A 21,007-nucleotide genomic window follows, 5' to 3' on the forward strand; every position below is an offset into this window, starting at 1 on the left:
GGTTCGCGCCCGGCTCGTTCGCGCCCGGCTCGTTCGCGCCCGGCTCGTTCGCGCCCGGCTCGTTCGCGCCCGGCTCGTTCGCGCCCGGCTCGTTCGCGCCCGGCTCGTTCGCCGCCCGCTGCGCGCCAATCCCGTCCACGGCCGTTCGCACGTCTCGTCCGCGCACAGATGCCCGCGCGTTCATCCCGTCTACAGCTGTTCGCACGTCTGGTCCGCGCGCCGATGCTCGCGCGCCCGGCTCGTCCGTTGGCCGCTGCGCGCTCATCCCGTCCACAGCTGCTTGCGCGTTTGGCCGGTGCGCGTTTGTCTGCGCGTGCATCCCGTGCACGTTTGCTTGCGCGGTCATCTCATCCAGAGCTGCTTGCGCGTTCGGCCGGTGCGCGTTTGTCTGCGCGCTCATCCCGTGCATGGCTGTTTGCGCGTTCGGTCCGTGTACGAGTGTTCGCGCGTTCGTCCCGTGCACCGGCTTTTGTGCGGCCGGTCTGTCTGCTGGCGGCCTGGTGTTCGGGGCGCTCATCGGCGGGTCCCGGCGTGGTTGGCGCGGTTGCCAGCGGCGCGATCACCGGTGCGCGCCTCGGCGAAGGACGCGGTGCGGGACAGTGAGACGACACCGGCGAGGCGTTCGATCGCGGCCGGGAGCTCCCAGTCGTCCTCGCGCTGGGCGGCCAGCGTCGTCGCCGGCACGACGACGAGGTCGGGCGGGCCCGTCTCGACCGCCCGGGCCAACACCGCCCAGGCCGCGTCCCACCGTTGCCGGTCCGGGCGCCGCCGCACCGCTTCCACGACCCCGTCGAGGACGGCCTGGCGGAGGTCGCCGCGATCAGGCAGTACCGCCGAAGCAGGGTTTTGCAGGAGATCCTCAGGATCTGGAAGGTCCATGCGGTCCAGGCTGGCGAGCAGCTCCAGGCCCGGCCCGTCGCCGACCGCCCCGCGGACCAGCATCGACAGCACATCCCGGGACGTTCCGGCGGCGGTGGCGAACGCGACCAGCCGCAGCGCCATGTCCCAGCTTCGCGGCGACGGCCACGCCCCGCCGCGCCGGGTCTCGGTGGACGGTAGCTGATGCACGAGTTTGGGCCGCGCCGACAGCAACCCGCACACCGCCCGCCGCGCGAACGTGACCGCATCGCGCAACTTGTGCGCGTCCAGCTCGGGCAGGCGTGCACTCGGCCACACCCCGCCGAGCCCGCGCACGACCACGTCATGCTCGAACGCCCATTGCAGATGCACGAATCTGTTCGCCAGGGGTGCGCTGAGCTCCCAACCGTCGGCCGCCGACGATCGCGGGTTGGCGGCGGCGACGATTCGCACGTCCGGCGGCAGGGTGAGCGCGCCGATCCGCCGTTCGAGCACCACGCGCAGCAGCGCGGCCTGCACGGCCGGCGGCGCGGTGGAGAGTTCGTCCAGGAACAGCAGCCCGCGACCGGCCCGCACGAGCCGCACGGCCCAGTCGGGCGGGGCCATCGGCACGCCTTGGACCGCGGGATCGTCGCCAAGCACCGGCAGTCCGGAAAAGTCGGAAGGCTCGTGCACGCTGGCGATGACCGTTGTGAGCGGCAGTTCCAGCGCTTCGGCGAGCTGGTTGAGCGCGGCGGTCTTCCCGATGCCGGGTTCGCCCCAGAGCAGTACGGGCAGGTCCGCGGCGACGGCCAACGTGAGCGCTTCGAGCTGCGCGTTCTCGCGCCATTCGGTCTCGGTGTCGGTGAGCAGTTTGAGCAGGTCGGCGGCGGTTTCCAGGGTAGGCATGTATGGCATCACCTTTTTGTGGTCTCTGGATTGCAAGAAACGTCAGTGCGCATTGCGCGGATGTGACTGGGATTTGCCAAGGCGGCGCGGTTGCCGACGCTCAGGGACGTTGCGACCGGCCAGACCGGCTCGAAACAGTCCGTGCATGATGCGGCGCTGCACTTCCGTTTCCAGCGCCTCACGGAGCGCTCCGGCGCGCAGCAATACGTTCGGACCGAGCAGCGCCTCGACCGCGGCGAGGGCCCCGGCCGCATCACCGTGGTCGAGCCGCGCGCGTACGTCGTCGAGGCTCTCCGGATGCCGGTGCACCCTGTCGATGGCCCGCAGACAGGGCAACGGCGCCCCGCCGAGCGCCGTGAGCAGCTCCTCCCGGCGCAACTGCCCGGGATCGTGGTCGAGCGCGGTCAGCACCCCACCGACCAGCCCGATCCGATGCACTTCACCCCGGCACGCAACAACGCGCGTCGCTGCCGCACCTCGGCCAGCCGACTCGCCCGTAGAAGCCGACCAGACCGGAGCAGAGAACATGCCCGGAGCGGCCGACCCGTCGGGAGCAGTCGATCTGTCGGGAGCGGCCGACCCGCCAGGAGCAGCGGACACGCCCGAAGCAACGGGCGCCCTCAGCGCGGCCGACCCGCTCGAAGCAGCCGATCCGCCGGGAGCGGTCGACCCGTCGGGAGCAGCCGATTCGTCGGGAGCGGCCGACCCGCCAGGAGCAGCGGACACGCCCGAAGCAACGGGCGCCCTCAGCGCGGCCGACCCGCTCGAAGCAGCCGATTCGCCCGGAGCCGCGGACACGCCTGAAGCAACGGACGCCCTCGGAGCGGCCGACTCGTCCGGAGCCGGCCCACGCCGATTCGCCGATCCGTCCAGCGTCGCGGCCAGCCCGTCCAATTCCATCGGCCCGTCCGACGCCGCCGGCCCGTCCGTGTTCGCCGCTGTGTGGACCCCGGCCGCGTGGCCAGGGACCAGCGCCGCGGCGACCAGCGGATGCAGGTCGGCCGGATCGATGAGACCGGCGTCCAGCAGTTCGACGTCAGGGGATGGCCAAGTGGACGCATACGGAAGGACCGGTATGCGCCCGTCGCGCGTACGAGCCGCCCGAATCTCGCCCGAGTGCACGTCAAGCAGCAGCCGACGGCGCCCGGCGCGCACAAACACACAAGAAGCGTGCAGAAGCCGAGCCTCGGCCACCCAGTCCGGACGCGCCCGTGCGCGCAGTTCGGCACTGCGCCGCGCATCCCACAAATGCCGGTGCAGATCCAGGCGGAAGTGCCGGTCCGGCCGGGGATGCGGATGCGGCCCGCGCACATCGCCGTCCCAGAGCGCGAGGCTCAGCCGCTGCCCGGCCGCCGCCCACGCGGGTGCGGTCCGCACGACGAGGTGCAGGTCCGCGTCGTACCGGGCCAGCGCGACCGTCAGGCCGGGCCGGAGCAGACCGTCCGGGCCGATCCGCGGCAGGTGCCAGCGCAGCAGGTCAGGGGCGAGATGGCGCAGGTCGGCGCGGATTCGGGCGGCTATGTCAGGACCCCGCTGCCGGGCCAGTCGCCGCAGGTTGAGGTCCACATCGACGTGGGCGGCCGCGCAGGCCGCGGCCCAGTCACCGGCAACGCGCCGGGCGGTGGACGTTTCGATCATCGGCCACGGTACGGCGAACTCACGCGCCCGCAGCCACAACTGAAGCCGGGTCTCTCCGTTCGCGAGGTGAGGGTGCATCAGCACTCACCTTTGGCGGACGGGACCCCCAATCTGCACATGTTCGTCAGCATCGCCATGAGCGTACAACGCGCACGCCGATGCTCGGAAGCCCACCGCGACCGGTGCGCGATTGCAAACACCTTGAAGCCCGCCGCGACCGTGTCCGTTCGCAAACGCCTTGAAGCCCGCCGCGACCGTTCCCGTTCGCAAACGCCCTGGAGCCCGCCGCGTCCGCTCCCGTTCGCAAACGCCCTGGAGCCCGTCGTGTCCGTGCCCGTTCGCAAACGCCTGCCGTGCTCCGCGAACGTCGCGTGCAGGTCCCCGCCGGTGCCGATGAAGTTCCGCGCCGGGGCTCGCACCCGGCGCGGAACACCTCAATCCCTAGTGATAGGTCCCATCGAGCAGCCCGTTGATGTACTTCTCCACATTGGTGTACCCGGTGTGGTCGAAGTCGCCGGTGGCGTCGCTCGCGTTGTTCGAGTTCAGGCCGTGTGCGTTTTCCCACGCGTCGGGCATGCCGTCGCGGTCCGTGTCGGTGGGGGCGGTGCCACCGGCGATTGTGCCGTAGCCGTTGTTCGACAGGCCGGTGCTCGTTTGGTGCGCCCACAGGTCGCCGGCCTTGCCCAGTGACTGCACGTCCTTGACGACGAGCGTGTCCACTTGGTCACGGGGGAGCGCACCGGCCTTTGCGACGACGTTGTTGTACGCGTTCGCCGCGCTCACCGCCGGGATCGTGCTCGTCGTCGCGGACCACGGGCTCGACATTGCCGTGCCGCCGCCGCCCACACCGAGCGTGGAGCCGTTGAGCACACCGTCCTTGTTGCTGTCGATGATGTTGCCCGAGTTGTACACCGACTGGTTGCCCATCTGGTAGTACGCGTTGCTCGAGTTCGTCGTGCGCGGGCCCGTGATGAAGTAATTGCCGATCACATCGTGCAGGAAGTGCCCGCTCGAGTTCCCGGCGGTGTACCCGGCCTGGTAGTTGTACACAACGTTGTTGATGTACTGCGTGTTCGCCTTCGCGAGCGGGCACCGGTTGTGCGCGTTCGCGAACAGGTTGTTGTACCAGGTGTACGGACCGGTCTCGGTGTGCGCGGCGAACTGCTGCCCGATCGGGTCGGCGTCGATCGAATACTGCACGGTGATGTTCGTGGCGCCCACCGCGTCGATGTTGTTCCACTGCGCGAACTCGATCGACACATGGTCGAAAATCAACTTGCTGCCGTTGTACAGGTTGATGCCGCTCTTCTCATCATTGGGGTCCAGATCACCCTGGCGGAAGCGGACATTGCGCACGATCACATTGGTCGAGTTGGCGAACGACACCTCCCGGGCCATGATCCCGATGCCGCCACCCGGCGCGGTCTGCCCGGCGATCGTCAGGTTGCTCTTCACCGACACGGCCGACGACAGGCTGATGTACCCGCCCACGTCGAACACGACGATCCGGTTCGACGCGCTCACCGCGTCCCGGAACGAGCCGGAGCCGCTGTCGTTGAGGTTCGTCACGTGGTAGACGCTGCCGCCGCGCCCGCCCGTGGCCACGGCACCGAAGCCGACCGCGCCCGGGAACGCCACCGCGGGGCCGGTCGGCGGCGGTGCGGTCGTCGTCGAGGGAGTAGGTGCGACCGTCGGCGAGGCGGTGCCCGTCGGACCGGCGACGTAGTTGAACGACCACTGCATCCGCGCGATGTCCGAACAGGTCTCCTCGACGATCGGGTTGTTCCCGGCCGTCGAGCCGTCCTTGTCGCTGATGCACAGCCCGGTCGCGACGGACTTCACCAGATACTTTCCGGCCGTGGCGGACGAGGCGGTGAACGTCCACAGCTGGTTGGTCTTGGTGCCGTCGCCGCAGCCGTACTGCTGCAGCTGCGTCCCCGACGTCGTGGACGAGCTGGGCACGTCGATGCAGCGCGTGCTGTTCACGTTGGCCAGATTGAACTGACCGTTTCCGCGCGCGACGGCCTTCCACTGCATGTGGGTGGCTGATGCGTTGCACGCGACCTGCACCAGCAGCGCGCTGTTGTCCACCGAGGAGCCGGTGACGTCGATGCACTTGCCGCTGGCCCCGGCCGCGAGGGTGTACACACCGTCGCCGACGGGCGTGGTCGCGGCCTCGGCGGGCCACACCGCGACGGCGGTGATCGCACCGGCGGCGACCACCGTCACGGCCCCGGCCGTGAGTGTGCGAGTTCGCATCGGACCGTCCTTTCTTTCGTGGAGGGATCACCACGAAAGATGCCGGCCGATGGGATCGATAACGCTTTTTGTCGTCCGCGTCGCGTCGCCTCTGCCGGACCCGTGCAGGGGCCGTGCACGGCATGTGCACGGTCGTGAAAGATACGCGCGAAACGATCAGTCGTCGCCGCCGGGCCGCAGCACCGGCTCGCTGTTCTCGCACGTCACTTGCACCCGCACCGACCCGCCGCCCGACCGCGCCTTGAACCGCAGCGCCGTCACCGCCGCCGGCCCCCGCACCACGTGGTCGACCTCCCACCCGGACCTGGGCACCCACGAGTCGAGGTAGGCCAGCCCGCCGGTGCAGGTCGCGACCAGGCTCCCGCCGTCGGTGGCCAGCGCCCGGGTCACGGGAGCCGGCCCGGACGGAGACGAACTCCCGCCCGCCGGTTCCGAGCCCGACGGCCCAGCGGTGGCCGGCCCAGCGGTGGCAGACCCGGTGGTGGAAGACCCGGCCGTGGGTTGCCCGGAAGCAGCCGGTGAAGACAGGGCGGCCTGCACATCCGATTCGCGCAGCGGCGCGTCGGACGGCCCGAACACGGAGCGCAACGTGCCCACCGCCCCGACCGACGCCGCCGTCGCGAGCGCCGCGGCCGCCAGCCACCCCGCGGCCACCACCGGCCACCGCATCCTCATACGGTCCAGTGTCCGCCGTCGAACGATAAAGCGCGGTTAAGCTCGCCATATGGCCAAGGTGTTGATCGTGGAGGACGACGCGACGATTCGCACCGGCATCCTCAAGGCCCTCGCCGGCCGGGGACATGTGGTGGTACCCGCCGCAACCGCACTCGACGGCCTGAAACTGGCGGTTGCCGAGGCGCCGGATGTGGTTCTGCTCGATCTCGGGCTGCCCGACCTCGACGGGCGCGAGGCGCTGCGCATGTTGCGCGCGGTCAGTCAGGTGCCGGTGATCGTGGTGACCGCGCGGCGCACCGAGGGCGAAATGGTGCGCGCGCTGGACGCGGGGGCCGACGACTACGTCGTCAAGCCGTACGGGGCCGAACAGATCGACGCACGCATCCGGGCCGTCCTGCGCCGCACCTCCCCGCCCGACCGGGAGCGAGACCCGGCGGTCGAGGCGGACGGGGTGCGGGTCGACCCGCGGGCCCGCACGGCCAGCCTCGACGGTGCGCCGCTGGAGCTGACGCCGCGCGAGTTCGACCTGCTGCACTTCCTCGTCACCCGGGCCGGTGAAGTCGTCTCGAAACGGGAGCTGCTGACCGAGGTGTGGCAGGTCCCGTACACCGCGGCCGACAAGACCGTCGACGTCCACCTCTCGTGGCTGCGGCGCAAGCTCGGCGAGACCGCCCAGGACCCCCGGCGCATCCACACCGTGCGCCGCGTCGGTGTCCGTTTCGGACTGTCCACATGAGTTCGCGCATCGAGCCCGCCGGTAACTGGACGTTCGTTGCCGACCGCCCAGGACCCCTGGCGCATCCACACCGTGCGCCGCGTCGGTGTCCGTTTCGGACTGTCCACATGAGTTCGCGCGTCGAGCCCGCCGGTAACTGGACGTTCGTTGCCGCACGATTGTGGCCGCAACGGCGATCCGGGCCGAAGTTGGGGCGGCGCGCGTGAGACGGCGGCTGGCCCTGCTGGTGACGGCCGCGATGGCGCTGGTGCTCGTGGCGTTCCTGGTGCCGCTCGCGCTGCTGCTGCGGGCCGCGGCCGAGGACCGGGCCGTCGCCGCGGCCACCAATCAGGCGCAGTCCCTCGGTGCGCTCGTGGCCACCGCCGACGCCAACTCGCTGCGGCTCACCGTCGAACAGGCCAATGTGGACGGTGCGCACCCGGTGTCAGTTTATTTGGCCGACGGTACCGTCATCGGCGCCAACATTCCCGTGACGCCCGCGGTTCGCCTCGCCGCCCAGCGGGGCAGCAGCTTCGGCGTCGCGCACACCGACGGCCGTGAAATCCTGATCGCCGTGCAGGGGCTGCCGGCCGGCACCGCGGTCGTGCGTTCGTTCGTCCCCGAACAGGACCTGCACCAGGGGGTCACCCGGGCGTGGCTCGTCCTCGCCGTCGTCGGCGCCGGTCTGCTGCTGCTCGGCCTGGCCGTCGCCGACCGGCTCGCGGTCGCGGTCGTGCGCCCGATCCGCACCTTGGCCACCGTCTCCGAAAGCCTCTCCGCCGGTGACCTGGACCGCCGTGCTCCCGCCGGTGACGGCCCGGGCGAGGTACGCGCGGTCGCCGCCGCCCTCAACCGCCTGGCCGGCCGCATCCGTGACCTGCTGCGCCAGGAGCGCGAGGCCGCCGCCGACCTCTCGCACCGGATGCGCACCCCGATGACCGCCCTGCGCCTGGACGCCGAGAGCCTTTCGGACCCGAACGAGTCCGCCCGCATGCTCGACCATGTCGCCTCGCTCGACCGCGCGCTCACCGCGGTGATCGAAGATGCGCGCCGCGAACGGTCCGCGCCGCAGTGTGACGCCGCCGCGGTCGTCGCCGAGCGTGTCGCGTTCTGGTCGGTACTCGCCGAGGACCAGGGCCGCGCCGTGCGTACCGCCCTCGAACCCGGCCCGCGCCCGGTCGCGGTGGCCGCCGCCGACCTGGCCGCCGCCGTCGACGCGCTGCTGAGCAATGTGTTCGCGCACACCGACGAGGGCGTCGGTTTCGCGGTAGAACTGCACGCCGCCGACGGCCGGACCGAACTCGTGATCGAGGACGACGGCCCGGGCTTCGACCCGCAGGCCGCCGCGCGCGGGGTGAGCGGCGGCGGCTCCACCGGCCTGGGCCTCGACATCGCCCGCCGCACCGCGGAATCCACCGGCGGCCGCCTCACCGTGAGCGGCGCCCGCGTGACCCTGGAGCTCTTAACCGATCCTTAGCCTCCAGCCAGGACCCCGTTGACGAAGCGCAGTGGAGCGTAGGTCGTGCAAGCACAAAGCGATCTGGAAGGTGTACCTCCAATGCGCAGACTTCTCATCATCGGCGCGACGACCGCGGCCGCCCTGGCGATCGGCGGGACGGCCCTGGCCGCGTCGACGGGTTCCGGGCCCGGGCGGGCCGACGACCACCCGTCCCAGGTAGTGGTCACCAGCAGTGCCACCGTGGAGGACAACCCGTCCCGCACTGTGGACGACAACCCGACCCCGGGGGAGAGCGTGACATCGACCGCGCCGGCACCGGCGGCGAGCGCGACGACCGGCCCGGCGCCCAGTCAGACCGTCGATGACCACGGCGGACTCCGCAGCCGCGGCGCCACGCACGAGGCCGGCGACGACCACGGCCGCGGCGGTCACGGTGCCGACGACGGCCCCGGCGACGACCACGGCAACCACCACCGGGGCGGCGACGACCGCGGCGGGGACGATCATGGGGGTTCCGGCCGCCGCTGATAGCTGCGATCATGTCGCCGTGCCCCTGCTCGACGACGACGCCCTCGCCGGATCGGCAGTGGTGGCGAACTCCGCGATGAACCGCGAACGCGGCCTCGACGGTGTCAACAGCTACGAGCGCGAGCTCGGCTTCAACCCCGTCGAGGTCATCGCGGCCCTGCTGCGCGTGACCGGCGCACCGGACACGGTCGCGTGGCTCGACCTGTGCTGCGGCTCCGGCCGGGCGCTGGTCGAGGCCGCGGGCCAACTGGCCGAGCAGGGCGTGGCCGACCGTGTGCTGTGCGAAGGCGTCGACCTGGTCGACGCCTTCGTCGCGGCCCCGGACGTACCTTGGCTGCGCCTGACCGCCGTCCCCGTCCTCGACTGGACCCCGCGCCGCCGCTACGACCTCATCACCAGCGTCCACGGCCTGCACTACGTCGGCGACAAGCTGGGCCTGCTGGCCAGGGCCGCCGGTTGGCTGACGGACGGCGGCCGGCTGGTCGCCGACCTGGACCTGGCCGCAGTCCGCCTCGCCGACGGCGCCCCCGCCGGCCGCCGCCTGGCCACCGACCTGCGCGACGCCGGCTTCAGCTACGACGGCCGCCGCCGCCGGATCGGCCGCGACGACCGCGGCGACATCGAACTGCCCTACGAATACCTAGGCGCAGACGACCGCGCGGGCCCGAACTACACCGGCCAGGACGCCGTGCACTCCTACTACCGCCAACGCACCAGAAAAACCAAGCCGGCGTAGCCGCTCCCCCGCTGGTGCCGGTCGCATCGCGCACCGCTCGCATCGTGCACCGCGCCACCGCGCACCGCTCGCATCGTGCACCGTGCCACCGCGCACCGCTCGCATCGTGCACCGCGCACCCGCTCGCACCGTGCACCTTGCACCGTTCGCATTGCGCACCGCTCGCGTCGTGCACCGCTCGCGCCGCGCACCGTTCGCATCGCGCACCCTGCCACCGCGCACCGCTCGCACCGCGCACGGTGCCACCGCTCGCACCGCTCGCACCGCTCGTGCCGGTGGCACCGGTGCCCGTAGGTGTCGCGTGACCGTTCGCGGCGATCGTTCAGGGGGTGGGCGTTCGCTGGCGGCACAGTTGATCGTGCGCTCGTTGGCGCAGTTGCGGCGTGACGGTCGTCTTATTGTCGTCAGTGGGCGAGAAACGGCAGCCCGGCGTACCCCAGCTGCTCCGGAAAAGCGGACCCGTCGACCTTGCCGGACAGTTCCAGGCTCACCATCCCGTGCGCGAGTGCCCACAGGTGCAGTGCGACCGGCTCGGGATCGTCGCCGGCGAACACGCCCTCGGCCTGGCAGCGCGCCACCGCCGTCACCAGCGGCCGGTACGTGGCGTCGGCCGCCTCCGTGTGCCCGAACCCGCCGGTGAACATCAGCCCGTATAAATGCGGGCTGGCCAGTGCCGCCTCCCGATAGGCGAAGCCGAGCGCGGCCAGGTCTGCCAGCGCGTCGTCCGTGCGCGGCACCGCAGCCAGCGCCAGCCCCAGGCGATGGAAGCCCTCCCGGTGCATGGCGTCCAGGAGGCCCTGTTTGTCGCCGAATAGCGTGTACACCGGCATCGTCGAAACCCCCGCCGCCGCGGCGACCTTGCGCAACGACAGGCCACCGGGCCCGTCCTCGACGAGGATCCGCGCCGCGGCGTCGACCAGGCGCACGGTGAGGTCAGGGTTGACGGGCGTCACGGCGACCGACTATAACAGTGTTATGAGCGATAACGTTGTTATTCCGCTCCACGCCGCAGCCGCGACGATCTCGCTGCTGCTCGGTGCCTTCAATCTGCTGCGCCGCACCCGCGGCGACCGGCTGCACAAGGTGGCCGGCCGGGTGTGGGTGGGCGCCATGTACTTCACGATCATCAGCTCGTTCTTCATCCAGGCCCTGAAGCCGGGCCACTTCAGCTGGATTCACGGCCTGTCCGCGTTCACGTTCGTGACGCTGAGCGTGGGCTTGTGGGCCGCGATCGCCGGACGGATCGAGCACCATCGGCGATTCATGACCGGCTCATACCTGGGACTGCTCGGCGCGTTCGTCGGAGCCGTGGTGGTACCCCAGCGGGACATTCCACAGTGGATCGTTCACCGCCCTATCGAGCTCGTGCTCGGATTCGTCGCCTGCGCCGCCGTGGTCGCCCTCGTGATCCTGGCCGGCCGACGCGGCACTCCCGTCACGGAATCCCGTCAAGGCGAGCATATACGATAAATCCGATATGTCGTGGCGCGCCAGCGCCCGACATATCGCACAGGCCGACGCTCGCGCGCGCAAGGATGAGCATGCGATGCGCAAGGCGAAGGACGAGCGTGAGTGCGCAAGGCAAAAGGACGAGCGTGCGTGCGCAAGGCAAAGGATGAGCGTACGCAAGGTGAGGGTAAGCGTGCCTGCGATGCACAAGAATGAGAGCGCAGCGTGCGATACGCAAGGCAAAGGATGAGGGTGCGTGCGCAAGGTAAGGGTGGGCGTGCGTGCGCAAGGACGAGCGTGCAGGTGCTCTGGTAATTAGGGCGAGGACAAAGGCAGGCGTGCGGATGCGCGTTTGTTGCTCTACGACCAGGCCAGGGCGGAGCGGGTGCGCCAGTACTCGTCCGGCGGCTCCGGTGCTGTTGGCAATGCAGGCGGCGTGGTGTCGAGGGCTCGCAAGTTGCTGGCGAGCTGGGCGACGGTCGCCGCTCCGGACAGTACGACATCCGCAAATGGCTGGTCGAGAGCGGCCGCCAGCGCGTCGGCGTCGCGGGTCGCCAGGCGGCCGTTGGCCAGAGCCTCCTTGATGATGACGCGGCGGCCGTCGCTGTGTGCCTCGGTCAATGCCGGGCCGGCTGAGCGTTCCAGGAGGTTCCACGTCGCCTGGATCGAGCGGAACAGCGGTTCGCCGCCGACCTCGACCCGCAGCGCGGTGCGGATCGCGTCCGCCTGGTGCGGGCCGCTGACCGACAGACCCACGGTGACGCCCGGCGCGGCCAGGTCGGCGAGGGCTTGTCGCAGTGTGCGGTCCGTCAGTGCCGGGCTTTCGGGTGTGACCGAATGGACGTGGTACACGCTCACGCGATCGCCCAGCAAAGCGCGCGTTTCTGCAAGTTGTCGCGCGAAAGTGGCGGGGGAGTGGTCCTTGGCCTCGTGCACGGGCGCGTCGATCTGCCAGCCGGCGGTGTAGGTGTACCCCCATTTCGAACCGACCACCACGTCGTCATGGCCAGGGAGCCAGGCGGCCAGGAACTCCTCCGCCCGCCCGTACGAACGCGCGACGTCCACATACCGCACGCCCGCCGCGTACGCGTAATCGAGCAGCTCATGTGAGCGTTGTTGCAGCGCCGCGACCGTGCGGTGAGCGGGCAGGTCGCGGTCACGGCCCAGGTTGATGTATCCGGGACGGCCGACCGCGGCCAGGCCGAGGCCGATGCGCATCAGGCGGGCTGCAGGTGCTCGGCGAGGATCGCCAGGTGGGTCCCGCGCGCGGCGGTGTGCCGGGCCAGGCCCTCCGGAGTGAGGTTGACGAACACGCCGCGGCGGTCCTCCTCGCACAGTGCGCGGGCGACGAGTCCGTCCCGTTCCAGCCGCGCGACCGCGCGCGAAAGTGCACTCTGGCTCAGGTACATGTCGGCGGCCAGATCCTGCATGCGGCGCTTCTCACACTCCTGCGTGGAGAGCCGGTCAAGGATCTCGAACTCGCTCAACGCCAGGCCGTGCCGCTCGGACAGGGCTCGTTCCAGGTGCCCGGCCAGCTCGTTGTAGCTGGTCAGCAGCGAGCGCCATTGCTCGATCAGGGCTCCCTCGGACCTCATGGGCGGCATCCTACTCCTCGGCCGATCACAGTGCACCTGCATTAAATGTACGCGGATCTAGTGCGTGGACATCTGATGCACACGCATCTAGTGTCGCTCCTCGTGACCATGACCTTGACCCAAGCCGAGCGGACGCAAACCCCTTCCCGGCTCTGGGGTGTGCTCGCCGTGCTGTGCGCCGTGCTGTTCCTGGACGGCCTGGACGTCTCGATGGTCGGCGTTGCGCTGCCGTCGATCGGGACCGAGCTCGGCCTGTCCACGACGTCGCTGCAATGGATCGTCAACGGCTACGTCCTCGGCTACGGCGGCCTGCTCCTGCTCGGCGGCCGGACCGCCGACCTGCTGGGCCGGCGCCGCATCTTCCTGATCGCCCTGGCCGTCTTCGCCGTCGCCAGCCTCATCGGCGGCCTGGTCGACGACGGCACCCTCCTCATCGCCACCCGGTTCGTGAAAGGCCTGGCCGCGGCGTTCACCGCCCCGACCGCCCTGTCGATCCTGACCACCACGTTCGCCGAGGGCCCGGCCCGCAACCGCGCGTTGTCGATCTTCTCCGTTTTCGGCGCGAGTGGGTACTCCTCCGGCCTGATCCTCGGCGGCCTGCTCACGAGCGCGGGCTGGCGCTGGACGTTCCTGATCCCGGTACCGCTCGCGATCGCAGCCCTGGCCGCCGGCATCGCGCTCATTCCGCGCGACCGCGCCGCCGCACGCACCTCAATGTCTCAGCGCGGACACGACCTGCCGGGCGCCGGGACGCTCGTCGGCGGCACGCTGCTGCTGGTGTACTCCGTCGTGTCCGCTCCGGACAGAGGTTGGCTGCACCCGATCACCATCGCGCTCGCCGGCACCGCGGTGATCCTGCTCGCCGCGTTCATCGTGATCGAGCGGCGCGTGCACCATCCGCTCATCCGGCTCGGCATCCTGCGCAAGGGCGCGATCGTGCGCGCGAACCTGGGCATGGTGGCACTGTTCGGGTCGTACCTGAGCTTCCAGTTCATGATGACGCTGTACCTGCAGAACGTCCTGCACTGGTCCCCGCTGCGGATGGCGCTGGCCCTGCTGCCGGCCGGCCTGCTGGTCGCGTTCGGCTCCCCGTTCACGGGCCGCTTGATCACCCGGTACGGCACCGCGCCCCTCATCTCCGGCGCGATGCTCTCGATGGCCCTCGGCTACGGCTGGTTCCTGCTCACCGCCGGCACCACCCCGCACTACGCGATCACCACGCTGCCGACGATGCTCCTGCTGGGCGGCGGCTTCGCGTTCGGTTTCAGCTCGATCATGGCTCAGGCGACGGACGGCATCGAGGACGCCGAGCAGGGCCTGGCCTCCGGCCTGGTCCAGACGTCGGGCCAGGTCGGCGCCGCCCTCGTCCTCGCCGTGGTGACGGCACTGGTGGCGGCGGCCAGCCCGGCCTCCCGCGGCGATTTCAGCCAGTTCCACCCGGGCGTCAACCTGGTGACCGGCATCGCGGTCGTCGGCCTGCTGCTCAGCCTGACCCCACTCCTGACCCGCCGCCGCGCCTGACCGCACAACCGCGCGTGCGTGCACGCACGGTTGTGCGCGTCTTTGTTCGCGCGTGTGCGGGCTGTGCGTGGCCGTGCGTGTGTAGTTGAGCCGGTTGGACGCGGTCAGGGCAGGAGGGTCGGCAGCGGCAGGCCCGGGACCGTGGTCGGGAGGATTTTCGTCGGCAGCGGCAGGCCCGGACCGGTTGTCGGAATGATCTGGGTCGGCAGGCCCGGGATGATCTGCCCGCCGCCATCGCCGTTTCCGTTGCCGTCCCCGCCTCCGCCGCCGCCCGTTGTCGTCGCGCCCCCGGCCGGGGGTGTGGCGCCCGGGGCGGCGGTGGTCGGGGCGGGCTGGGTCGTCGGGGCCGGCTGGGTCGACGGCGGCGACGGGGAGACCTGCGGGAGCGGGGCGGTCGCCGGGATCTGTTCGCGCAGCTCGGTGATGCGGTCGAGGAGACGCTGGCGGGTGCCGGCGTTGTCGACCTGGTTCGCCTCCGTGGTCGCGACGTCGAGGTGGTGACGGGCGTCGTCGAATCGGGCGGCGGCGATGGCGGCCTCGGCGTCGGCGATCGCCTGCTCCGCGGCGCGGGCGTGGGCCGTCTCGGGGTACAACACCTGCGTCAGCGGCCACAGAGGACCGTCCGGGCCGGAGTGCTGCGCGCCGATGGCCAGGCCGCCGAGCACGACGATGCCGGCCGCGACCGCCATGAACGCCCGCCGCAGTCCCGCGCCCGGGCGTCCGCCGCCACGCTCGGCACCGCTGCCTCCGCGCCGGTTCCGCTTGGCGCCGCCGGGCCGCGAGCGGACAGTACCCCCGCGTCGTTTTTCGCCGCCGGTGCCCGATCCGCTGTCCGTGTGCGATCGGCTTTGCGCGTTGTGGTGGTTTTCTCCGTCGTGGCCGTCGTCATCCGGCTGTTCGAATATGTCGGTAACGGAGGCGGTGGCGCCGCTCGCTTGCCGGGAAAGCGGCAGATCGTGGCGTTCCGTGTCCGTATCCGTGTCCGAGTTGCTCGTCGGCGCAGCGGATCGGAGCTCGGGGATGCCGGTCGGCGGGTTCAATGCGCGAGTGGCGCCGTTGTCCGGGTCGGCGGTGCTGTATGTGTCGGTGGCTCGCTGCTTCGGGATGCCGGGCGGCGGGTCGAGCGCGCGAGTGGTGTCAGCGTCCGGGTCGAGCGTGTGAGTGGTGTCGGTGTCCGGGTCGAGCGCGCGGGTGGTGTCGGTGTCCGGATCGAGCGCGCGGGTGGTGTCGGCGTCCGGGTCGGCGGTGCCCACTATGTCGGCGGTGCCGAGTGCGTTGGTGGTGCCGAGTGTGTCGCCGGCTCGCTGCTTCGGGATGTGCGGCGATTCGAGCGCGCGGGTGGCGTCGGCGTCGGCGTTGGTGCCGGTGTCCGCTGTGCTGAGCGGGTCGGCGGCTCGCAGCTCCGGAATGTCGGGCAGGGAGTCCAGCACGTGCGCGGCGTCTGTGCCGTTGGAGCCGGGCCCGTTGGAGCCGGGCCCGTTGGAGCCGGGCCGGTTGGAGCTGGGCCCGGCGGAGGCGGGCGCGTCGGTGGCGGAGGCGTCGGTGGCGGATGCGTCCAGCGCGACCGTGCGTGCGTCCAGGTCGTCGAGCGTGGCCAGTTCGGCCAGTTCGGGCAGGTCAGGTCGGTCGGCGGTCAGTTCGGGCAGGTCAGGTAGGTCGGGCAGGTCGGCGGCCAGGTCGGCTTGCCACTCGGCGAAAAGGCCGGCCAGAGGGTCGCCGTCGGGGGCGCGGTCGCCGCGGGCCAGGGCGTCGAGCAGGGCGTCGTCGGCGCGGACGGTGGCCAGGTCGACCGGCTGCTCGCCGTCACGCGCCGGCATCGTTGCGCCTCGGTCCGTCATGCCGCCACCTCGCCCAGCGTATCCCCGGCCAGGGTACGCAGCTTGGCTAGCGCTCGGGACTGGTACACCCGGACGGCCGCCGGCGACATGCCGACAATCACGCCGACCTCTTCGGCCGAGAGGCCCGCGGCCACGCGCAGGACGACGATCTCCCGCTGCTGCTCCGGCAGTTGGGCCAGCAGCACCGACAGGCGCCGGGCCAGATCGGTGGAGACGGCCTGCTGCTCCGGGCCGGGCGCCGCATCAGGGCGCTCCTCCAGCGTGTCGACCGGAGCGGGGCCGGCGTGGCGGACAGCCGCGCGCTGCGCGTCGGTGACCTTGTGCGCGGCGATGGCATAAACGAACGCTGTGAAAGGGCGGCCCTGATCACGGTACCGCGGCAAGGTCTTCAACAGCGCCAAGCAGACGTCCTGGGCAACGTCGTCGGCCGTGGTGTAGGCACCGCCGACGCGGCCCAGCTTGGCCCGGCAGTAGCGCACCACACCCGGGCGCAGCTGCTCCAGCAGCGCCGCGGTGGCCTCCGGCTCGGACCGCACGGCGCGGTCGACGAGCCCGGGATCGATTGTCGCTGTCATCGCGTGGTTCGGAACACCTTCGTACCGAGAACCGAGTGGGGGGTCAACGCACGGTAACCGGAAGGCGGCGAGACCACCACCCGGGCCGGGTGTGCGAATGAAATTCCGGTTCCGGTGTTGCGTGTCCGAGACGAACACCGATGTCACCTCTGCAAGGCGAACAACCAGGGGAGGACCACATGGGCGTCGAGGTGCACGTGGAAGGGCTGACCAAGTCCTTCGGCGCCTCGCCCGTGTGGTCCGACGTCACGCTGACACTGCCGGCCGGAGAGATTTCGGTACTGCTCGGGCCGTCCGGAACCGGCAAGTCGGTGTTCTTGAAAACGCTCGTCGGCCTGCTCAAGCCCGACCGCGGCGCGATCGTCATCGGCGGGCACGACCTGACGAAGCTGCGCGAACGCGAACTGTACGAAGTGCGCAAGCTGTTCGGCGTGCTCTTCCAGGACGGCGCGCTGTTCGGGTCGATGAACATCTACGACAACGTCGCGTTCCCGCTGCGCGAGCACACGCGCAAGTCCGAGCGCGACATCCGCGACATCGTCGCGGAGAAGCTCGACATGGTCGGGCTGAACGGCGCTGAGACGAAGTTGCCGGGCGAGATCTCCGGCGGCATGCGCAAACGTGCAGGGCTGGCCCGCGCACTCGTGCTCGATCCGGAGATCGTGCTGTTCGATGAGCCGGACTCAGGCCTCGACCCGGTGCGCACCGCGTACCTCAACCAGCTCATCATCGACCTCAACCAGCAGATCGAGGCCACGTTCCTGATCGTCACGCACGACATCAACACCGCGCGGACGGTCCCGGACAACATCGGCCTGATCTACCACGGGCACCTGGCGATGTTCGGCCCGCGCGAGATGCTGCTGTCGAGCACGGAGCCCGTGGTCCGGCAGTTCCTCAACGCGCAACGGATCGGCCCGATCGGCATGTCCGAGGAGAAGGACGCCGACGAACTGGAGGCCGAGGCCGCCGCCGGGGCCGAACCGCCGCCGCTGCCACCGATCCCGCTGCAGCTCCCGCCGTCCGACGGGCGGCCGCGGCGGGCCGAGCGCGCGCCGGGCCAGTGGTGCGCGGTCAACAATGTCGTCGCGCCGGCGGGGTCGTTCGTATGAGCGCGGCCGGGTTGTTCTTCGACGGGTGGTCGCTGCGGTCGCTGCGGTCACTCCTCCAGCTGCCGCTCGATGTCGGAAGCAGCGCGGCGGGCCGGGCGCGCACTCGGACAGTGGTGCGCGGTCAAGAACGTCGTCGCGCGGGCGGGATTGTTCGTATGAGCGCGGCCGGGTTGTTCGTCGACGGGCGGCTGGGGCGGGCCGCGCGCACACCTGGACAGTGGTGCGCGGTCAATGATGTCGTCGCGCGGGCGGGGTCGTTCGTATGAAAGCGGCCGGGTTGTTCTTCGCGTTCGCGTTGGACGCGCTGCGCGGGCTGTTCCGGCGGCCGTGGCAGGTGCGCGAGTTCGTGCAGCAGGCGTGGTTCGTCAGCTCCGTCTCGATCATGCCGGCCGCGCTGGTGTCCGTGCCGTTCGGCGCGGTGATCGCGTTGCAGCTCGGCTCGCTCGTGCGCCAGCTCGGTGCGCAATCGTTCACCGGGGCGGCCTCCGTGCTCGCCGTGGTGCGCGAGGCCGGGCCGATCGTCACCGCGCTCATCATCGCCGGGGCCGGCGGCTCAGCGATCTGCGCCGACCTGGGCGCGCGCAAGATCCGCGAGGAGCTCGACGCGATGGAAGTGCTTGGCATCGACCCGCTGCAGCGCCTGGTCGCGCCTCGTATCGCGGCCACAATGCTGGTCGCGCTGCTGCTCAACGGCCTGGTCAGCGTCGTCGGCGTGGCCGGCGGCTACTTCTTCAACGTGGTGCTGCAGCACGGGACGCCCGGCGCGTACGTGGCGAGTTTCCAGGCCCTCGGACAGCTACCGGACCTCGTCGTCGGGGAGCTCAAGGCCCTCGTCTTCGGGGCCGTGGCGGCGCTCGTCGCCTCCTACAAGGGGATGACCGCGAAGGGCGGCCCGAAAGGCGTCGGGGACGCGGTCAACCACAGCGTGGTGATCACGTTCATGCTGCTGTTCGCGCTCAACTTCGTGATCACCGCGGTGTACTTCCAGATCGTGCCGCAGAAGGGGAGCTGACTGCGATGGCCTTGCAACGCCTCGACGATCTCGGCGGCCAGCTGCGGTTCTATATTCGCGCGTTCGCTTGGACTCCGCGCACGCTCAGCAAGTACCACCGCGAAGTCCTTCGTCTTTTGGCCGAAGTGAGTTTCGGAACCGGGGCGCTCGCGGTCGCCGGTGGCACTGTCGGCGTCATCTGCTTCATGACGTTCTTCACCGGCACCGAGGTTGGCCTGCAGGGTTATCAGGCCCTCGACCAGATCGGCAGCTCGGCGTTCACCGGGTTTGTATCCGCGTACTTCAATACCCGTGAGATCTCCCCGCTGGTGGCTGCGCTGGCGTTGTCGGCGACGGTCGGCTGCGGGTTCACGGCCCGGCTCGGCGCGATGCGGATCTCCGAGGAGGTCGACGCGCTCGAGGTGATGGCCGTGCCGTCGCTGCCGTTCCTCGTCACCACCCGCATGATCGCCGGACTGATCGCGGTCGTGCCGCTTTATGTCGTCGGGCTGCTATCGAGCTACCTCGCCACCCGCACGATGGCCATTGTCTACTTCGGGCAGTCGGCGGGCACTTACGACTACTACTTCCACCTGTTCCTGCCGCCCACCGACGTGCTCTGGTCGTTCGCGAAAGTTGTCGTTTTCAGCATCATCGTCGTGCTGGTGCACTGCTACTACGGGTACACCGCGAGCGGTGGGCCGGCCGGGGTGGGCGTGGCCGTCGGGCGGGCGGTGCGGCTGGCGATCGTCGCGGTGAACGTCGTGGACTTCTTCCTGTCGCTGGCCATCTGGGGCGCGACGACGACGGTCCGGATCGCCGGATGAACAACAAGCTGCTCGGTCTTGTCTTCATCGTGCTGCTCGGCTCGGCGCTGGGGCTGGCCGTGCTGCAGTACAACAAGGCGTTCACGCCCGTCACGCACGTCGTTCTGCACACCGCGCACACCGGTTTGCAGCTGAGCCCGGGCGCCGAGGTGAAACTGCACGGCGTCGTCGTCGGCGAAGTGCGCAGTGTGAGCAGTGACGGCTCCGGCGCGACGCTGCGGCTGGCGCTCGATCCTTCGCTCACATCGCAGATCCCGGCCGGGGTGAGCGCCCGGCTGTTGCCGAAGACGCTGTTCGGTGAGCGATATGTGGCGCTCATGCCGCCGGCCGTCGCCGGGCGGGCCATCCGCGACGGGGACGTGATCACCCAGGATCGCAGCGCCAGCGCGCTCGAACTGGAGAAGGTGCTCGACGACACGCTGCCGCTGCTGCAGGCGATCCAGCCGGACAAGCTCGCCGCCACCCTCGGCGCGCTCGCCACCGCTCTGGAGGGCAAGGGCGACCAGCTCGGCCGCGACATCACGGACATCGACGCCTACCTGGCCGCGCTCAACCCGGACATGCCGCTCATCGCCGAGGATGTCCGCCGGCTCGCGGCCGTGGTCGATGTGTACGACGGGGTGCTGCCGGACCTGCTCAGTCTGCTGCGGGACGTGTCCGTCACCGCGGACACGGTGGCCGAGCAGCGCGCGCAGCTGGCCACGTTCTGGACCGACACCACGACCGCCGCCGACACGACCCGGTACTTCCTGGAGCGCCACGGCGACCAGCTCATCAAGGTCGGCGACGTGAGCCGGCCGGTTCTGGAACTGCTCGCCGCGTACGCACCCGAGTACCCGTGCCTCGTGCAGGGACTTGTCGCTTTGCAGCCGCGGGTCGAGCAGGCGTTCACCGGCGGCCGGATGCACATCACGCTCGAAATCACGCGTGACAACGGGAAGTACCTGCCCGGCGACCGGCCGGTCTACGGCGCTGACAACGGCCCGAACTGCCGCGGTCTGCCCAGCCCCGGGGTGCCGGCGCCCGGTGTCCCGATCAACGACGGCTACGACTACGGCACCGCCCGCGCCGGCACCACGAAACTGCCGGTCGGCACGATCCCGGCGACCGCGGGCGGCGGTACCGGCACCCAGACCGTCGGCGGGCCGCCGTCGTCGGAGGCCGGCAGCCAGGAGGAGCGCAAACTGCTCGAACCGCTGATCGGCGGGGCGATGGGCATACCGCCGGTCGAGGTCCCCGACATCGCCATGCTGCTGTGGGGCCCGCTGCTGCGCGGAGCGGTGGTGAGCGCGAAATGAACAAGAACGTGCGCACTGTTGTGGTGAGCGCGACGAGCAGGAACG

At 70.6% G+C, this 21,007-nt stretch carries 19 protein-coding genes; 10 read left to right on the forward strand and 9 right to left on the reverse strand.

All coding sequences use genetic code 11. The features are described from left to right. Positions 1-513 precede the first annotated feature (513 nt). From ACIA8L_RS16730 to ACIA8L_RS16745, 4 genes are all read right to left on the reverse strand, one after another. Complete coding sequence (locus tag ACIA8L_RS16730) at positions 514-1,746, reverse strand: AAA family ATPase (RefSeq protein ID WP_395905187.1); 1,233 nt, start codon at positions 1,744-1,746, stop codon at positions 514-516. A 42-nt stretch (positions 1,747-1,788) separates the two neighbouring features. Then, positions 1,789-3,462, reverse strand: coding sequence for a hypothetical protein (locus tag ACIA8L_RS16735; RefSeq protein WP_395905189.1), 1,674 nt, complete (start codon positions 3,460-3,462; stop codon positions 1,789-1,791). Between the two features lie 363 nt (positions 3,463-3,825). Next, positions 3,826-5,643: an RICIN domain-containing protein gene (locus tag ACIA8L_RS16740; RefSeq protein ID WP_395905191.1), complete on the reverse strand. Its 1,818-nt coding sequence runs from the start codon at positions 5,641-5,643 to the stop codon at positions 3,826-3,828. Between the two features lie 156 nt (positions 5,644-5,799). After that, positions 5,800-6,318, reverse strand: coding sequence for a hypothetical protein (locus tag ACIA8L_RS16745; RefSeq protein ID WP_395905193.1), 519 nt, complete (start codon positions 6,316-6,318; stop codon positions 5,800-5,802). Positions 6,319-6,367: 49 nt separating this feature from the next. Here ACIA8L_RS16745 and ACIA8L_RS16750 point away from each other — a divergent pair, with 49 nt between their 5' ends. The 4 genes from ACIA8L_RS16750 to ACIA8L_RS16765 all read left to right on the forward strand — a co-directional run bounded on the left by ACIA8L_RS16750 (position 6,368) and on the right by ACIA8L_RS16765 (position 9,756). Then, positions 6,368-7,054, forward strand: a complete 687-nt coding sequence (locus ACIA8L_RS16750; RefSeq protein ID WP_395905195.1) for a response regulator transcription factor — start codon at positions 6,368-6,370, stop codon at positions 7,052-7,054. 202 nt (positions 7,055-7,256) lie between these two features. Continuing rightward, complete coding sequence (locus ACIA8L_RS16755) at positions 7,257-8,510, forward strand: sensor histidine kinase (RefSeq protein WP_395905197.1); 1,254 nt, start codon at positions 7,257-7,259, stop codon at positions 8,508-8,510. A gap of 81 nt (positions 8,511-8,591) precedes the next feature. Further along, positions 8,592-9,020, forward strand: a complete 429-nt coding sequence (locus tag ACIA8L_RS16760) for a hypothetical protein (RefSeq protein ID WP_395905199.1) — start codon at positions 8,592-8,594, stop codon at positions 9,018-9,020. Positions 9,021-9,039: 19 nt separating this feature from the next. Further along, positions 9,040-9,756, forward strand: coding sequence for a class I SAM-dependent methyltransferase (locus ACIA8L_RS16765; RefSeq protein WP_395905201.1), 717 nt, complete (start codon positions 9,040-9,042; stop codon positions 9,754-9,756). Positions 9,757-10,160: 404 nt separating this feature from the next. On the opposite strand, the gene ACIA8L_RS16770 is transcribed toward ACIA8L_RS16765, so the two are convergent. Further along, on the reverse strand, positions 10,161-10,709 hold the full coding sequence (locus ACIA8L_RS16770; RefSeq protein WP_395905203.1) for a TetR/AcrR family transcriptional regulator: 549 nt from the start codon (positions 10,707-10,709) through the stop codon (positions 10,161-10,163). Positions 10,710-10,731: 22 nt separating this feature from the next. Between ACIA8L_RS16770 and ACIA8L_RS16775 the strand changes: the two genes are divergently transcribed. After that, the gene (locus ACIA8L_RS16775; protein ID WP_395905205.1) at positions 10,732-11,226 is read left to right on the forward strand and encodes a DUF2306 domain-containing protein; all 495 of its coding nucleotides are present in this window, start codon (positions 10,732-10,734) and stop codon (positions 11,224-11,226) included. A 339-nt stretch (positions 11,227-11,565) separates the two neighbouring features. Here ACIA8L_RS16775 and ACIA8L_RS16780 read toward each other — a convergent pair whose 3' ends face one another. After that, positions 11,566-12,423: an aldo/keto reductase gene (locus ACIA8L_RS16780; RefSeq protein WP_395905207.1), complete on the reverse strand. Its 858-nt coding sequence runs from the start codon at positions 12,421-12,423 to the stop codon at positions 11,566-11,568. Beyond that, positions 12,423-12,800, reverse strand: coding sequence for a MarR family winged helix-turn-helix transcriptional regulator (locus ACIA8L_RS16785; protein ID WP_395905209.1), 378 nt, complete (start codon positions 12,798-12,800; stop codon positions 12,423-12,425). Before ACIA8L_RS16785 ends, ACIA8L_RS16780 begins: the two co-directional genes overlap by 1 nt. A gap of 108 nt (positions 12,801-12,908) precedes the next feature. On the opposite strand from ACIA8L_RS16785, the gene ACIA8L_RS16790 reads away from it, so the two are divergent. After that, positions 12,909-14,321 (forward strand): MFS transporter, encoded by a 1,413-nt coding sequence (locus ACIA8L_RS16790; protein WP_395906309.1) that lies wholly within the window; start codon positions 12,909-12,911, stop codon positions 14,319-14,321. A gap of 104 nt (positions 14,322-14,425) precedes the next feature. On the opposite strand, the gene ACIA8L_RS16795 is transcribed toward ACIA8L_RS16790, so the two are convergent. Next, positions 14,426-16,159, reverse strand: coding sequence for a hypothetical protein (locus ACIA8L_RS16795; RefSeq protein WP_395905211.1), 1,734 nt, complete (start codon positions 16,157-16,159; stop codon positions 14,426-14,428). Beyond that, entirely contained in the window at positions 16,156-16,734 is a 579-nt protein-coding gene (gene shbA / locus ACIA8L_RS16800; RefSeq protein ID WP_395905213.1) for an RNA polymerase sigma factor ShbA, read from the reverse strand. Before shbA ends, ACIA8L_RS16795 begins: the two co-directional genes overlap by 4 nt. Positions 16,735-16,913: 179 nt before the next feature. Here shbA and ACIA8L_RS16805 point away from each other — a divergent pair, with 179 nt between their 5' ends. From ACIA8L_RS16805 to ACIA8L_RS16820, 4 genes are all read left to right on the forward strand, one after another. After that, complete coding sequence (locus ACIA8L_RS16805; RefSeq protein ID WP_395905215.1) at positions 16,914-17,846, forward strand: ABC transporter ATP-binding protein; 933 nt, start codon at positions 16,914-16,916, stop codon at positions 17,844-17,846. A gap of 262 nt (positions 17,847-18,108) precedes the next feature. Further along, positions 18,109-18,858: an MlaE family ABC transporter permease gene (locus ACIA8L_RS16810; RefSeq protein ID WP_395905217.1), complete on the forward strand. Its 750-nt coding sequence runs from the start codon at positions 18,109-18,111 to the stop codon at positions 18,856-18,858. 5 nt (positions 18,859-18,863) lie between these two features. Continuing rightward, positions 18,864-19,664 (forward strand): MlaE family ABC transporter permease, encoded by an 801-nt coding sequence (locus ACIA8L_RS16815; protein WP_395905219.1) that lies wholly within the window; start codon positions 18,864-18,866, stop codon positions 19,662-19,664. Beyond that, positions 19,661-20,962 (forward strand): MCE family protein, encoded by a 1,302-nt coding sequence (locus tag ACIA8L_RS16820; RefSeq protein WP_395905221.1) that lies wholly within the window; start codon positions 19,661-19,663, stop codon positions 20,960-20,962. Before ACIA8L_RS16815 ends, ACIA8L_RS16820 begins: the two co-directional genes overlap by 4 nt. The last annotated feature ends 45 nt before the right edge of the window (positions 20,963-21,007 follow it).

Origin of the sequence: Dactylosporangium sp. NPDC051541, from assembly GCF_044454505.1 — a bacterium.
GTDB lineage: Bacteria > Actinomycetota > Actinomycetes > Mycobacteriales > Micromonosporaceae > Dactylosporangium.